Raw genomic sequence first — 13,626 nt, forward strand, 5'->3', positions numbered from 1 at the left:
ACCGTTTCCATGGAACCGGTTCCACGAGCGGGAGAGTCAATGCCGACGATACGAGATGTAGCGAACGCCGCAGGCGTGTCCGTCGGGACCGCCTCCCGGGTGCTCGCCGGCCATGCCGCGACGTCGGAAGAATCCCGAGCGAGCGTCACCGCAGCAGCCGCCGCACTCGGCTATCGGATGAACGCCCGGGCGCGGTCCCTGCGCGGTTCGCGCACCCAGACCCTCGGACTCCTGGTCTCCGACGTCCGCAACCCCTTCTTCTCCGAACTCGCCCATGCCGCGGAGCACGCGGCCGGCGAGCACGGCTACCTGTGCCTCCTCGCCAACGCGAACGAGGATGCGGATCAAGAGCAGCGCTACCTCGACGCCTTCGCCTCCCAGCAGGTCGACGGGGTCCTGATGACCCCGCAGAGCGAGAACAACCCCGAGCTGGGCCGCATCCTGGACGACGGCACCCCGGTGGTGTTCGTCGACCGCACCCTGCGCAGCCACACCGTCCCCAGCGTCACCGTCGACAACGCGGGTGGCATCCGGTCGGCACTCGAGCACCTCCGCCGACGCGGTCACACCCGCGTGGGCTACATCGCCGGACCCACCTCTGTCTCGACCGGCGCCGCCCGACTGGCCGCCATCGACGAGCTGCGGGCGGAGTTCGGCCTCGACAACGACCCACTGCTCGTCATCGAGGGCGACTTCCGCGCCGAGAGCGGCACCGACGCGGCACTCCGGATGCTCGAGCTGGCCGATCGCCCCACCGCCATCCTCGCGGCAGACGGACTCATGGCGCTCGGAGCATATGCCGCCTTGGGCCCGCGGGCCGACCCAGCGGACATCGAGCTCGTGTCGTTCGACGACCTCGAGATCTTCGGCCAGTTGCACCTGCCGATCTCCTCCGTGAGCAATGACCCGGGCACGATGGCAGGCGAAGCCGTGCGCATGCTGCTCGCCGCCATCGACGGCGAGCAGGTGGAGTCGGTGGTGCTTCCCACTCGCTTCATCGATCGCTCGGCACCGCGGGGTGAGCGGTGAGCGCCGCCGCCGCGCGCGTGCTCGTGGTCGGAAGCCTCAACCTCGACTCGGTGTACCGATTGACGGCCGCGCCGCGCGCAGGCGAGACGGTCACTGCTCTGGAGAGCGACTTCGCCGTCGGCGGCAAGGGCGGCAACCAGGCCATCGCAGCGGCGCGAGCGGGAGCGGCCGTCAGCATGGTCGGGGCGCTCGGCGACGACGACGCGGGCCAGACCATCGCCGATTCGCTCGACCGGGCGGGAGTGGACACACGTCATCTTTCCCGAATCGCCGGCCGACCGTCCGGGTCGGCGGTCGTGCTCGTCGACCGCACGGGCGAGAACCGGATCGTGCTCTCCCCCGGCGCCAACGGGCACCTCGCGCAGGCGACGGTGAGCGCCGGCCTGAGCGAATGCCGCCCCGGCGACATCGTCGTGCTGCAGAACGAGATCCCACCCGTGCTGTCGGTGTCGGCCGCCCGGGCTGCGCACGATCGAGGTCTGCGCGTCATCTGGAATGCGGCGCCGGCTCCCGTCGCCGCCGAGCAGATCCCACCCGCGGACATCATCGTGGTCAATGAGGAGGAACTGCGCGCACTGGCGTCGTTGCACGGGCTCCATGCGGGCGCCGGCCTCCAGACCGAGGTGGACCGCCTGGCGGACGCGACCGGTGTCGCCGTGGTCTGCACAGCCGGTGCGCATGGCGTGTACTTCCGCACGCGCGCCGAGAGCGGCCACGTCGCGGCGCCGAGAGTCGACGCCGTCGACACGACAGCGGCGGGCGACACCTTCGTCGGCTATCTCGCGGCAGCGCTGGTGCACGGCGAGCGCCGATTCACCGACGCCTGCCACCACGCGGCGAGCGCCGCATCCCTCGCCGTGACCCGCCGTGGCGCGAGTCCCTCCATACCGACGCGCTCGGAGGTCCACGAGTTCGAGCGCACCATCGACCAGGAATGAGCACACGTATGAGAGTCGCACTCGGAGCGGATCACGCCGGATTCCCGCTCAAGGAGTTCGTGCGCAACGAACTCGAATCCCTCGGACACGAGGTGATCGACTGCGGGACGCAGAGCGAGCAACCCGTCGACTTCCCCGACATCACCGCCATCACGTGCGCTCGCGTGATCGCCGGCGACGCCGATCGCGGCGTCCTCGTGTGCGGCACCGGCGCGGGGGCGATCATGGCGGCGAACAAGATCGACGGCATCCGGTGCGCTCTCACCCACGAGCCGTACTCGGCGCACCAGGCCGTCGAGCACGACGACGCCAACATGATCGCGATGGGCGCCTGGCTCGTGCCTCGGGCCCTCGTCCACGACATCCTCGAACGCTTCCTGACCGCGACCTTCGACGACGACGCCGACACCGTGCGCCGCGTGGGCAAGCTCGACCGCCTGGAGCGCGAGTCTCTCGACGTCTACCTGGAGAGCCCTCCGCTCGCTTAGGCCGTCGTATCCCCAGCACCACCAATCACAATCAAAGGAGATTAATCCCGATGGAACTGACGACAATCGACCGAGACCGGCCGAAAGCCGCCCTCGGCTCACCGGACCGGATCAAGACCGCGATCGCCGCGGCCGTGGGCACCAGCGTCGAGAACTACGACTTCATCGCCTACGGCACAGCCTCGGCCCTCTACTTCGGGGCCGTGTTCTTCCCCGGGGAGGACCCGGTCGTCGGCACCATCCTCGCCTTCGCGACACTCGCCGTCGGATTCCTGATGCGACCCATCGGCGGCGCGGTCGGCGGCTACCTGGGCGACCGGTTCGGCCGCAAGCCGGTGCTCGTCGCGGCGATGCTCGTCATGGGGTCGGCGACGTTCCTCATCGGTCTCCTGCCCACCTATGCCCAGGTCGGTCTGCTCGCGCCCGTGCTGCTGGTGGTCATCCGGATGATCCAGGGGCTCGCGTTCGGAGCGGAGTGGGGCGGCGCCGTCACCATGGCGTACGAGCACGCCCCGTGGAACCGGCGCGGCATGTTCGCCGCCATCCCGCAGTCGGGCAACCCGCTCGGCATCGCCCTCGCGAGCCTCATGTTCCTCGCGTGCTCGAACCTGCCGGGCGACTGGGCCTGGCGCGTACCGTTCCTGGCGAGCGCCGTGCTCGTCATCGCCGGCCTGATCGTGCGGGCGCGGCTCTCCGAGTCGCCGGAGTTCGAGGCGGCGAAAGCGAAGGGAGAGGTCGAGAAGAACCCGTTCCTGGCCACCCTGCGCAACGACTGGCGCGGCGTTCTGCGGGTCATCGCGCTCCGCATCGTCGAATCGTTCGCGTACTACCTGACGGCCACGTACCTTCTCAACTACATCTCCAGCAACCACCCGGATGCCCGGAGCACCGCCCTCGCCGGCATCTCGATCGCCAGCGTGGTGGCCATCGTCACCACCTTCCTCGCCGGCAGCCTCAGTGATCGGATCGGCCGCCGGCCGTTGTACATCGCCGCGTGCGTCGTCGCGCTGCTGTTCGCCTTCCCCATGTACCTGCTGACCAATGACGGAGTGCCGTCGCTGATCATCATGGTCTTCGTGTTCGGGATCGGCGTCATCCACGCCTCCCTGACCGGAACGCAAGGGGCGCTGCTCACCGAGCAGTTCCGCACGAGCACACGCACCTCGGGGGCGTCGATCGGCTACCAGGTCGCAGCGTCGCTCGGCGGTTTCGCGCCGTTGATCGCCGCCCTGCTGACCACCAAGTTCGACTGGCCGGGAGCCGCGATCCTCTATATGGCGGCCGCGGTGATCGGCCTCGTGGGCATCCTGTGCACCCGTGAGACCTGGGGACCTCAGGAGCGCGAGCGCGTCGAGCTGCTCGTCCAGGCCGCTCGCTCCGACGACGCGAAGGTCACTGCATAGCCGACGAACAACGACCCGGCCTCGTCACGTGTTCGTGACGAGGCCGGGTCGTCCGTCTCAGATGACGCCGCCGTTGACGTAGACGATCTGGCCGTTCACCCAGCGCGCGGGACCGGCGAGGAAGGCGACGGCCTCGGCGATGTCGTCCGGCGTGCCGAGCCGCTCGAGCGGTGCCGCCTTGGCCGCCGCCTGGATGGTCGCCTCGTCTTTGCCGTCGAAGTACAGCGGCGTGGCCGTGGGGCCCGGAGCGACCGCGTTGACGGTGATGTCGCGGCCGCGGAGCTCCTTGGCCAGGATGAGGGTCATCGCGTCGACCGCGCCCTTGCTCGCCGCGTAGGCGGTGTAACCGGGGACGGCGAGTTTCGTGACCGTCGTCGAGAAGTTGATGATGGCGCCCCCGGCACGCACCCGGCGGGCGGCCTGCTGGCTCACGACGAACGTGCCCCGGATGTTCGTGCGATGCATCCTGTCGAGAGCATCCAGATCGAAGTCGACGAGTGGAGCGAGCAGCATGATGCCTGCCGTGTTGACCAGCACGTCGATGCCGCCGAACTCGCGCTCGACGGCATCGAACGCCTCGGTCATCTCGGCCTCGTCGGCGACGTCTCCCCCGATGGCGATCGCTGTGCCGCCTGCCGCCGTGATCGCGGCGACGGTCTCATCCGCCCTCGCCTGGTTGCCTGCGTAGTGGACGGCCACGGCCATCCCGTCTTTCGCGAGCCGTTCGGCGACGGCGCGGCCGATGCCGCCGGAGCCGCCGGTGACGAGGGCGACGCGGGTTTCGCGGGTGTTTGTGATGTCTGACATGTCGTTCTCCTTGCGGTGTAGCTGTGAAGTCGTGAAGTTGTGAGGTTGTGGCTGTTTCAGCGGCCGGAATCGGCCAGGCGGGACATCCACTCGCCGAGCAGCGCGCGCTCGCCGCGCGTCAACGAGACCGGCGGTTCGGTCCGGATGATCGACCCGATCGTCGATGCCGCCGCCGCGAGTCCGACCGGGCGAGCGTCCGGGCCGTCGGGCGTGAGGATCGCCGACAGGGTGGCCTCGCGCACCCGGTCGGAGATCGCGGGATCGATGTAGATCGAGGGCCGCGTGATCAGTGCGAGGGCGATGCCGCTGTTGGCAGACATCACCATCTGCGCGCCGACATCGGACGACACGGTGAGTCGTCCTGCTTCGGCGCAGCGGTCGAGGACGGTGCGCAGGAGCCCGTGGGCTTCTCCGACCGCTTCGGGCACCGCCGTGAGTCCCGGCGCGTACATGAGCCGGTAGAGGCTCGGGTTCGAGAGGGCGAACGCCGTGTGGGCATCCCACCCCGATCGCAGGTCGGCGACGGGGTCTGCCGACGGGACCGCGGCGCGCTTGCTCGCGAGGTACTGCTCGAACCCGTAGTCGACCGCGGCGGCCAGGAGGCCGTCTTTGTCGCCGAACAGCCGGTAGATCACGGGCTGCTGGACCCCGGCGGCTTCGCACACCGCACGCGTCGAGACGTCGGCGTCGGCCGATTGCGCGAGCAGTGCTGCCGTGACCTCGATGATCCGCGAACGTGTGTCCATGTGATCAACGATAACAGATTATGTTATCAAAGACAACGTTCTTCGCGTATCGTCGATAACACGGTGCTGTCGGTGCCGTTCGCGGTGGTCTCACTACCGTTCACGGTCGTCGGCGCACCCGTCGCGAGGAACGTCACCGTGCATCCGGTCTGCGCCACGCGGGCGAAGCCGAGCCGCACAGCCAGCGCCATCGAGCGTTCGTTGTTCGCGTCGACCAGCGCGGTCACCCAGCGCGTGCCGAGCGTCCGGAAGGCGAAAGTCAGAAGCGCCTCGGCCGCCTCGGTCGCAAACCCCTGACCCCGATACCGCGACAGCTGCAACCAGCCCACCTCGGCCGACCGGGACTCCGGCGCCACCGTGCGCAGATGCATCGAGACATCGCCGATCACCTCCCCGTCGAGCTCGACCGCGAGAGCGAGAAAGTCGCCGGCCTGGCGGAGCACGGTCTTGCGCGTGCGATCCCGCAGGTGAGTGATCATCTGGCGTCGATCGCGCTCCGGCCAGTGAAGGTTGGCCTGGATGCTCGAATCGCGCTCGATGCGCAGCCACGCCTCCACGTCGCTCATCCGGTGCGGTCGCAACACCAGCCGGGGCGTGCGCAGCACGGGCGCCACTACGGGAGAGTCCAGGTACGCCCCGCGCAGCAGGCGGGGCCGATGAGAGAGGGACAACACCATCGCGACAGGACCTTCTTTCTGAGGTCCTGTCAGCATCGGCACAGAACCTCGTCGGCCGCTATGGGCCGACTGTGACCCCGCTGGGATCGGCGCGAGCGCGACTGGGGGTGTTTTCAGAATCGGTTCAGACTCGCCTAGCGTTGAGGCATGGATGCGTGCTCCGACCTCGTTGACACCTCGACGCGCATCGCGTCGACCGCGCCGACGCCGCGTCGCTTCCTCATCGACCTGGGAGCGGAGGCTGGCGGGGTGCGCCGCGGCCCGTTCTGGGCGCTCGATGCGGCGACCGGCGGCAGCAACCGCCTGTCCGGGCGAGGGTTCCGGCGTCACCTCGACGACGGCACGAACGGACAGGCCCGGCACTTCGCGGGGATCGTCGCGGTCTCCGCGCGCATCGGTCCGCGCCTCACCCGGTGGCTCTCGATCCACGTGGGCCGCGACGCCCCCGACTCGGCGGACGGACGCCTGACGGATGTGGCCCTCGCCTTCGCGCGCGGAATCCGCAGTGGCGACCTCGCCCTCGGCGACACCGGCGAGTGGATCCGGTCGCATGTCTGTGCTGCCGGCGCCGGCGATGGGACCGGCGGCGACGGTCGCGACCCCGTCAAGAGTTGACGGTTTCTGTCCTCCTATTTGAGGACACGCCCGACTCGGCGTTAGCGTGATTCCTGACCCCGGGGATGCCCGGCCGCGACTGTGGAGCCGACCCGAACGGTTCACCCGAGACACGACCGGCCGGCATCCCCACAGGGTTCGCGGCCTCTGCGCGCCGCGCGTGCATCCGGACAAAGGGTCCCGAAACGCCGCCTCACCCTTTCCGGCGCGGTATTTCGGGACCCTTTCTCTGCCGTGGCCTGTCTCGATCCCCATCCGGATGCCGTCGACCGGATGCTCGCGGTTGTCATCCGTTCCGGGTGATGCCGTCGGGATCGCGGCGGCGATAGCGTCTGGTCACAGCGTCGAGGGTCGAGGCATGCTACGGACACGAGAGCAGGTCGATGATGAGCACCACACAGTCAACGCGTTGGGTCGGTTGGGTCGGGTTCGCCGGAGTGATCCTGCTGCTCAATGGCCTCTTCAGCCTTCTGGAGGCCCTGGTCGCGCTGTTCGCCCCATCCGGTTACTTCAATGTCACCCGCTTCGGCCTGTTCGTGATGAGCGTCAACGGTCACGGCTGGTGGAACCTCATCGCGGCCGTGCTGTTCATCGCAACGGCCGCCGCCCTGCTCGGCGGTGCCACCTGGGCGCGAGTGGTCGCCGTGATCCTCGCCGCCCTCAGCGCCATCGAACAGCTGCTCCTCATCCCCGCCCAACCGTGGTGGTCGCTCATCATCATTACGATCGACGTCCTGATCATCTACGCGGTCACTGCCCACGGCCGGGAGATCAGCTCCTGAGCACACGTCCGTCGACCACAACCTGCCCGTCGTCGATCAACCACTGCAGCGCCTCGGCGACAGCCTGCAGCGAGGTGTAGCGGGGCGAATAGCCGAGGAGGCGCCGCGCCTTCTCGGTGCTGATCGAAGGGCTTCGCGAGACGTGCTCCCAGGTCGCCTGTGCGTGCTGGGCCGGCGTCGACTCCGCGAAACGGTCGAAGGGCTCGAACCGCAGATTCGCCTCCCTGCCGAACCAGCCGGCGACGGCGGTGGCGTAGCCGCGCAGGGTGAGCGCGCGATCGGAGACGAGATGGAAGCCCTCGCCGACCGAAGCGGCCGGGTTGTCGAGAGCAAGCTGGAAGCCCTGCGCGACGTCGTCCGCGTGCACATGATGCACGGTCTCCAGCCCGAAGTTCGGCAGCACGACCTCATCCCCGCGCGCGAGACGGCTCCAGACCTCGAGATCGAGGTTGCCGGCCGGGTTGATCATGTCCCAGCCGGGTCCGGTGATGTGGCCCGGATGCAGCACGGTGGAGGGCAGACCGCCCGGCGTCCGGGCCTCGGCCAGCAGGAACTGCTCGATCTCGTGTTTGCCGACGCCGTAGTCGCCGAACGGTTGCCGGGCCTCATCCTCAGCGAGCGGTACCGCGGTCGCCGGGCCGTGCACCCACACTGTCCCGCAGCTGAGCAGGAGCTGCACCCGCCCTCGCAGGGCGTCGACGAGCTGCTCGGCCGATGGCTTGGTGAAGCACACCATGTCGATGACTGCGTCGGCCTTCAGGTCGGCGATCCGGCCGCCGAAGGTGCCGTCCGCCTCCCGTTGCTCACGATCGAGCTGCACCCGTTCCACAGAATGCCACGCGGGGTCCGGATGATATGGCACGCTCCGTCCGCGGCTGACGGCGACGACCTGATGGCCGGCCCGCACGAGGCGTGGGACGAGGTAGCCGCCGACATGGCCCGTGGCCCCGATCACTACTACGCGCATGGCATCCACACTCTCATCGTCGCGGGTCCGCGGTTTGCGCGGTGATAGTAGGGAGTGAGTGCGATCTCGAACGCGCCGGTGTCGACCGGCTCGTCGGGCCCGCCCACGTACGGCCACTCACGCGACTCGAACCCGACCGCACGCGCGGAGACCACTGTTCGACCGTCACGCACGCGCGGGTCGCTTCCGCCATCGATCCGCAGCTCGTTCACGCTCATCCCCTCGGGCAGGTCAACCGATTCGACGCACAGCACCAGGGGGCCGGACTCGACGGCGACGCTTCCGTGCACCGCGTCGATCCTCGGGTCGGGGTAGGTGAATCGCGGGGAGACGTCAAGCCGGAGTTCGACGGTGTCACCGACCGCGAAACGGCGCCGCACCTTCGCCGTACCAGGAGCGACGTCTGCCGGCTGCTCTCCCCCGACCACGAGCTGCGCACCGGTGCGTGCCCAACCGGGCACCCGGATCGCCAGCTCCCATTCGGAGTCGACGCTCTCGGTCACGGTGATGCGCACCGTACCGTCGAGCGGGTAATCGGTCTCGACTCTGACGGCGACCGCGCCATCCGCGACCTCGCCGCGGATCTCGCTCGTCGCGAACTGGTGGAGCTGCAGTCCGTCGGGTGAGTTGGTCGCCACGTAGGTGCCCAGCGAAGCGAAGGTGCGTGCGACGTTGGTGGGGCAGCACGAGACCTCGAACCAGGGTGCGCGCAGACTCGACGAGGCCCGAGGGCTCTGCTCGTCGGCGGGCGGCGTCGCACCTGGAACGCGCTGGTGCAGGGTGTTCGTGTAGAAGAAGGAGGTTCCCTCCTCTCCCGGCGAGCCGGCGACCACGTTGTAGAGGGTGCGCTCGATGACGTCGGCGTAGCGGGAGTCTCCGGTCGCGAGCAGCAGACGGAAGTTGACCATCACCGATCCGACACCGGCGCAGCTCTCGGAATAGGAGCGGTCGGGCGGCAACTCGAAGTCCAGTCCGAACGATTCGCCTTCGTGGTGCGCGCCCATGCCACCGGTGATGTACGTGCGCTTCGCCACCGTGTTGGCCACCTGGCGTTCGAGCGCCTCCAGGAGGTCGTGGTCGTGCGTTTCGACGGCGAGGTCGATGCCTCCGGCCGCCAGGTACAGGGCGCGCACGGCGTGGCCGCTCATGACGTCCGTTTCGCGCAGCGGCGTCTCGTCCTGAAAGTACTGGCGGCCGAATTCGATGTCGGCGAGGGTGTGGTGGCCGCGCCGTTCGATGAAGAGACGGGCCTGCTCGAGGTACTTGTCGTCCCCCGTGTACCGGGCGAATTCCGCCAGGGCCACCTCGATCTCCGGATGCCCGCAGACGCGTTCGATCCCGCCGACCCCGAACGTGTCCACCACGTGGTCCGCAGCGCGCGTGGCGATGTCGACGAGGTCGTCCGCGCCGACAGTACGGCCGCGCGCGATGGCCGCCTGGATCAGGTGACCGTAGCAGTAGAGCTCGTGCCCCCATTCGAGGTCGCTGTAGCGGGGCGCCTGCCCCGGCCGCCCGAAGAACGTGTTGAGGTATCCGTCGGGTTCCTGGACCGGCGCGATGCGCTCCACGATCGCCTGGAACCGCGCGTTCATGGCCTCGTCGCCGGTTCGGCCGATCTCCCACGCCATCGCCTCGAGCAGCTTGTAGACGTCGGAGTCGGCGAACTCGCGACCCGTATGGGCTTGCGGGAGCCGCCCTTCCCGCGCGGCGTCGAAGTTGGCGACCCATCCGGCGCGCTCGACCCAGTATTCGCAGTGCTCGATGAGTGCCTGGGCGTTCAGGGCCTGGCGGTCCGCCCAGAACCCGCTGCGGATGCGGACGTCGTCGATGCCGAGCGGGCGCAGAACGCCTTCGGACGGAGCGACGGGGCGTCCGCGATCCAGGCGCAGGGATGTTGAGGTCACGTGGGTCTCCAAGTCATTTCACCGCGCCGAGGGTGAGTCCCTCACGCAGTAGTCGGTAGGTGCAGGCGAACAGCACCAGGATCGGGATGGATGTGATGACGGCGAGCGCCATGAGTCCGGGCCAGTTGATGCCGAACGCCGACACCTGCTGGGCCAGAAGGGCGCTCAGCGGGTACTTGCCCGGCGTGAGCAGGAAGTTGACGGCGTAGAGGAATTCACCCCACGACAGCAGGAACACGAGGGTCGCGGCGGTCGCGACACCGTTGCGGGCGACGGGCAGCACGACGGATCGGAACGCACGCCAGGTGGAGGCGCCGTCGATGGACGCGGCCTCTTCGAGTGCCTCCGGCACCGCGCGGAAGAACGGCCGCATGAGCAAGACGGCGAAAGGGATGAGCAGCGCGGTGTCGGCGAGGATCACACCGAACGTCGTGTCGAGCAGCCCCCAGGTTCCGAAGATCTGGAAGAGCGGGATGACGTTCGCCGTCTGAGGAACCATCTGGAGGACGATCAGGAGGCCGAGGCAGATGGTCGTGATTCGGCCGCCCACCCGGGCCAGTCCGTAACCGGCCGGGATGGCGACCGCCAGCGTCAGGATGGTCGTTCCAGCGGCGATCGTGAACGACTGACCGAGCGCCTCGAACAGGCCGCCCGATTTGAAGACGTTCGTATACGCATCCAGAGTCGGCGTGAAGAAGAACGCCGCCTTGTCGGAGAGCACGTCTCCGGGGTTCTTGATCGACGTGAGGAGGATCCAGAGCACCGGCACACCGTAGATGAAGAACAGGATGACACGGGAGAGCACGGCCAGGGGCGCCCGCTGGTGGGTCGAGCTCCGGCGGCGGTTGCCGCGGGTTGCGGGAACGCGCGCGTTGGAGATGGTCTGGCTGGGTGGCGGGATGGCGGTCATCAGTCCGATTCCTCCTTACGCACGCTGCGTGCGTAGATGACGGCGAGAACGATCACGAAGAGAACGGCGATGATCGCGGTGGACGACCCGAGTCCGAAGTCGAAGCGGACGAAGGCTTGAAGGTAACCGAGGAACGGCAAGGTGTTCGTCGTCTTTCCGGGGCCTCCGTACGTCATCACGTAGATGAAGTCGAAGCTGCGGAAGGCATAGACGATGGTGAGCACGGCGAGAACCAGGGTGGTCGGCCGCACGGCGGCCATCATGATGTGGCGGATCTCCTGCCACGGGCTTGCCCCGTCGAGCTGTGCCGCCTCGTACACCTCGGCGGGGATGCCGAGGATCGCGGCCCGGAAGACCAAGGCGTTGAACGGGATGATCGCCCACGAGTTGACCAGCGCCACGGAGAGCAGCGCGAACCGGGTGTCGTAGAGGAAGGGGAAGGACTGCGCTCCGAACAGATGGAAGACGGAGTTGAACAGACCGTTGTCGCCCAAGAGGAACTTCCACACACTGCCGTTGACGACGGGGGGAAGCGCCCACACGAACACCATCAGCCCGAGCAGGATGGCCGACCCCTTGGTGTTGGAGCGCAGAGCGACCGCGGCTGCGAAACCGCCGGCGAGTCCGAGCACCGTGACGACGACCACGAAGATCGCGGTGTTCACGATGGCGTTCTGGGTGTCCCCCTGCTCCCAGCCGTTCACGAAGTTCTGCAGTCCCACGAACGCCCAGTCGGTGTTCAGTGTGGCCGAGGTCACGGCGCTCACACTCATCCGCACGAGCTGGACCAGGGGGAAGGCGGCCAGCACCGCGAGGACGATTCCGGCGGGGAGCACGTAGAGGAGGCGTCCGTGGGTCGAACGCCTCCTCCGGCGTGCGGACGGCACCGACGAGGGGACGGCGGAACTGCGGGATGATTCTTGTGCGGTAGTCATCGTCGGCACCAGTCGTGGCTATTTGGCGCTCAGAAGCTGGTCGAGTGCCTGCTTGTACTTGGCGGCTGCGTCGGACGGCGACGACGACCCTCCGAGGACCGAGCTCCACGCCTGGCCGCCGGCGAGCTGCTGGTTGGCGACGCTCGCGGGCGGAACGGAGTCGCTCGGGTAGTTGGCACCCATCGACTTGATGGAGTCGGCGAACGGCTTGACCAGCGGGTCACCAGTGACCGCGGCGTTCGAGGCCGTGTCTGCCCGCGCCGGGATCGTTCCGGAGTCCTTCAGCGCGATCAGCTGACCCGCGCTCGAGTAGTACGTCTCTTGCAGGTACTTCCACGCGAGATCCTGGTTCTTGCTGAAAGCGCCGATGCCCTCGCCTTCACCGCCGAGGTAGACCTTGCCCGAGCCGCCCAGCGGGAGAGGCGCCACACCGTAGGCGAACTTGGCCGTCGACTTCGCGGTCGCGAGCTGCCAGTTGCCGTTCTCGGCGAAGGCGACGCCACCGGCGGCGAACTTCTGGAAAGGCACCGTCTGGTCCCAGGTGGTGGCCTCCTTGGAGAGGTATCCCTTGTCGACCCAGTCCGCGACGGTCGAGAAGCCCGTCTTGAGCGCGTCGGTCGACGGCTTGCTGAGGTCGAATCCGGCTGCCGTGAGCCAGGGGTATGCCTGCCATTCGCCCTGCGAGTTGGGGAGGCCCGAAAGGGTGATGCCGGACTTGCCTGCAGCCTTCACCTTGGCCAGCGCACCGTTCAGCTCGTCCATCGTGGTCGGCGGGGTGATCTTCAGCGAATCGAGGATGTCCTTGTTGTACCAGAGCCCGAGGAGGTTCACGTAACCCTGCACCGCGTACGTCTTGCCGTTGAGCTTGTGCACCACGGACTCGGGGAACTGACCCTTGTCGGCGAACGACGACCACTTCGCGTCGAGCGGCGCGAGGGTGCCCGCCAGTGCGAGGTTGCTCGCGTCGGCGCCGTTGAACACGACGACGTCGGGGCCGGTCTTGGCACCGGCCGACGCGATGAGCTTCTGGTCCAGCTGGTCGTACGGCACGTACACGTTCTTGACCGTGATGCCCTTGTTGTCCTTCTGGAACAGGTCGGCGTAGTCGGTCATGACCTTCACCTGGTTGGGATCGCTGAAGTAGTGCCACACCGTCAGGGTGTTGGAACCACCGCCGGTCGACGATCCGCTCGTCCCCGAACAGCCGGAGAGGATGAGGCCTGCGGCCGCAGCGATCGCACCGGCCATGAGGCCGAGCCGGATGCGGGGGCGACTCCTGTTGTGGGTGATGGAGCGTCGTTCTTCGTTGAAATTCATCATTGATCCTTCGTTGGACGTGATTACATACGCGCCACCGAAACTTACCGAAAACCTTTTCGTGACGAGTTGCCAGCAATTTACCTCACCCAGAACCGCTCGTCAACT

At 67.9% G+C, this 13,626-nt stretch carries 14 protein-coding genes; 6 read left to right on the forward strand and 8 right to left on the reverse strand.

Going from position 1 to position 13,626, the window contains the following annotated elements; all coding sequences use genetic code 11:
* Positions 1-39: 39 nt before the first annotated feature.
* Genes ACFVV5_RS14955 through ACFVV5_RS14970 form a run of 4 tightly spaced genes read left to right on the forward strand, consistent with a single transcriptional unit; the run spans position 40 to position 3,858 of the window.
* Complete coding sequence (locus ACFVV5_RS14955) at positions 40-1,029, forward strand: LacI family DNA-binding transcriptional regulator (RefSeq protein ID WP_387245651.1); 990 nt, start codon at positions 40-42, stop codon at positions 1,027-1,029.
* On the forward strand, positions 1,026-1,967 hold the full coding sequence (locus tag ACFVV5_RS14960) for a ribokinase (protein ID WP_387245654.1): 942 nt from the start codon (positions 1,026-1,028) through the stop codon (positions 1,965-1,967). Before ACFVV5_RS14955 ends, ACFVV5_RS14960 begins: the two co-directional genes overlap by 4 nt.
* Positions 1,968-1,975: 8 nt before the next feature.
* On the forward strand, positions 1,976-2,455 hold the full coding sequence (locus ACFVV5_RS14965) for an RpiB/LacA/LacB family sugar-phosphate isomerase (protein WP_387245657.1): 480 nt from the start codon (positions 1,976-1,978) through the stop codon (positions 2,453-2,455).
* 50 nt (positions 2,456-2,505) lie between these two features.
* Positions 2,506-3,858 carry an MFS transporter gene (locus ACFVV5_RS14970; protein WP_387245660.1) on the forward strand — a complete coding sequence of 451 codons (1,353 nt, stop codon included), beginning with the start codon at positions 2,506-2,508 and terminating at the stop codon, positions 3,856-3,858.
* Positions 3,859-3,915: 57 nt separating this feature from the next.
* Here ACFVV5_RS14970 and ACFVV5_RS14975 read toward each other — a convergent pair whose 3' ends face one another.
* Genes ACFVV5_RS14975 through ACFVV5_RS14985 form a run of 3 tightly spaced genes read right to left on the reverse strand, consistent with a single transcriptional unit; the run spans position 3,916 to position 6,025 of the window.
* Positions 3,916-4,665 carry an SDR family oxidoreductase gene (locus ACFVV5_RS14975; RefSeq protein WP_387245663.1) on the reverse strand — a complete coding sequence of 250 codons (750 nt, stop codon included), beginning with the start codon at positions 4,663-4,665 and terminating at the stop codon, positions 3,916-3,918.
* 56 nt (positions 4,666-4,721) lie between these two features.
* Positions 4,722-5,411, reverse strand: a complete 690-nt coding sequence (locus ACFVV5_RS14980; protein ID WP_387245667.1) for a TetR/AcrR family transcriptional regulator — start codon at positions 5,409-5,411, stop codon at positions 4,722-4,724.
* A 26-nt stretch (positions 5,412-5,437) separates the two neighbouring features.
* Positions 5,438-6,025, reverse strand: a complete 588-nt coding sequence (locus ACFVV5_RS14985) for a GNAT family N-acetyltransferase (RefSeq protein ID WP_387245670.1) — start codon at positions 6,023-6,025, stop codon at positions 5,438-5,440.
* Positions 6,026-6,235: 210 nt separating this feature from the next.
* Between ACFVV5_RS14985 and ACFVV5_RS14990 the strand changes: the two genes are divergently transcribed.
* A complete protein-coding gene (locus tag ACFVV5_RS14990) occupies positions 6,236-6,703 on the forward strand; it encodes a hypothetical protein (protein WP_387245673.1) in 468 nt (155 codons plus the stop codon).
* A gap of 386 nt (positions 6,704-7,089) precedes the next feature.
* Positions 7,090-7,485, forward strand: coding sequence for a hypothetical protein (locus ACFVV5_RS14995; RefSeq protein ID WP_387245676.1), 396 nt, complete (start codon positions 7,090-7,092; stop codon positions 7,483-7,485).
* On the opposite strand, the gene ACFVV5_RS15000 is transcribed toward ACFVV5_RS14995, so the two are convergent.
* The 5 genes from ACFVV5_RS15000 to ACFVV5_RS15020 are packed head-to-tail and all read right to left on the reverse strand — an operon-like array spanning position 7,475 to position 13,518.
* Positions 7,475-8,452, reverse strand: a complete 978-nt coding sequence (locus ACFVV5_RS15000) for an NAD-dependent epimerase/dehydratase family protein (protein ID WP_387245679.1) — start codon at positions 8,450-8,452, stop codon at positions 7,475-7,477. The two genes, ACFVV5_RS14995 and ACFVV5_RS15000, sit on opposite strands and share 11 nt — an antisense overlap.
* Complete coding sequence (locus tag ACFVV5_RS15005; protein ID WP_387245682.1) at positions 8,443-10,356, reverse strand: glycoside hydrolase family 127 protein; 1,914 nt, start codon at positions 10,354-10,356, stop codon at positions 8,443-8,445. Before ACFVV5_RS15005 ends, ACFVV5_RS15000 begins: the two co-directional genes overlap by 10 nt.
* Before the next feature lie 13 nt (positions 10,357-10,369).
* On the reverse strand, positions 10,370-11,266 hold the full coding sequence (locus tag ACFVV5_RS15010) for a carbohydrate ABC transporter permease (RefSeq protein WP_387245684.1): 897 nt from the start codon (positions 11,264-11,266) through the stop codon (positions 10,370-10,372).
* Positions 11,266-12,201 carry a carbohydrate ABC transporter permease gene (locus tag ACFVV5_RS15015; RefSeq protein WP_387245686.1) on the reverse strand — a complete coding sequence of 312 codons (936 nt, stop codon included), beginning with the start codon at positions 12,199-12,201 and terminating at the stop codon, positions 11,266-11,268. Before ACFVV5_RS15015 ends, ACFVV5_RS15010 begins: the two co-directional genes overlap by 1 nt.
* A gap of 18 nt (positions 12,202-12,219) precedes the next feature.
* The gene (locus ACFVV5_RS15020) at positions 12,220-13,518 is read right to left on the reverse strand and encodes an extracellular solute-binding protein (protein WP_387245688.1); all 1,299 of its coding nucleotides are present in this window, start codon (positions 13,516-13,518) and stop codon (positions 12,220-12,222) included.
* Positions 13,519-13,626 lie beyond the last annotated feature (108 nt).

The organism is Leifsonia sp. NPDC058248 (assembly GCF_042881905.1).
In the GTDB taxonomy this organism is placed as follows: domain Bacteria; phylum Actinomycetota; class Actinomycetes; order Actinomycetales; family Microbacteriaceae; genus Leifsonia.

Excerpts from the sequence above, each read along its gene's own strand:
- ACFVV5_RS14955 (WP_387245651.1), top strand. The coding sequence starts at position 40 with ATGCCGACGATACGAGATGTAGCGAACGCCGCAGGCGTGTCCGTCGGG.
- ACFVV5_RS14965 (WP_387245657.1), top strand. The coding sequence starts at position 1,976 with ATGAGAGTCGCACTCGGAGCGGATCACGCCGGATTCCCGCTCAAGGAG.
- ACFVV5_RS14970 (WP_387245660.1), top strand. The coding sequence starts at position 2,506 with ATGGAACTGACGACAATCGACCGAGACCGGCCGAAAGCCGCCCTCGGC.
- ACFVV5_RS14975 (WP_387245663.1), bottom strand. The coding sequence starts at position 4,665 with ATGTCAGACATCACAAACACCCGCGAAACCCGCGTCGCCCTCGTCACC.
- ACFVV5_RS14980 (WP_387245667.1), bottom strand. The coding sequence starts at position 5,411 with ATGGACACACGTTCGCGGATCATCGAGGTCACGGCAGCACTGCTCGCG.
- ACFVV5_RS14990 (WP_387245673.1), top strand. The coding sequence starts at position 6,236 with ATGGATGCGTGCTCCGACCTCGTTGACACCTCGACGCGCATCGCGTCG.
- ACFVV5_RS14995 (WP_387245676.1), top strand. The coding sequence starts at position 7,090 with ATGAGCACCACACAGTCAACGCGTTGGGTCGGTTGGGTCGGGTTCGCC.
- ACFVV5_RS15000 (WP_387245679.1), bottom strand. The coding sequence starts at position 8,452 with ATGCGCGTAGTAGTGATCGGGGCCACGGGCCATGTCGGCGGCTACCTC.
- ACFVV5_RS15010 (WP_387245684.1), bottom strand. The coding sequence starts at position 11,266 with ATGACCGCCATCCCGCCACCCAGCCAGACCATCTCCAACGCGCGCGTT.
- ACFVV5_RS15015 (WP_387245686.1), bottom strand. The coding sequence starts at position 12,201 with ATGACTACCGCACAAGAATCATCCCGCAGTTCCGCCGTCCCCTCGTCG.
- ACFVV5_RS15020 (WP_387245688.1), bottom strand. The coding sequence starts at position 13,518 with ATGAATTTCAACGAAGAACGACGCTCCATCACCCACAACAGGAGTCGC.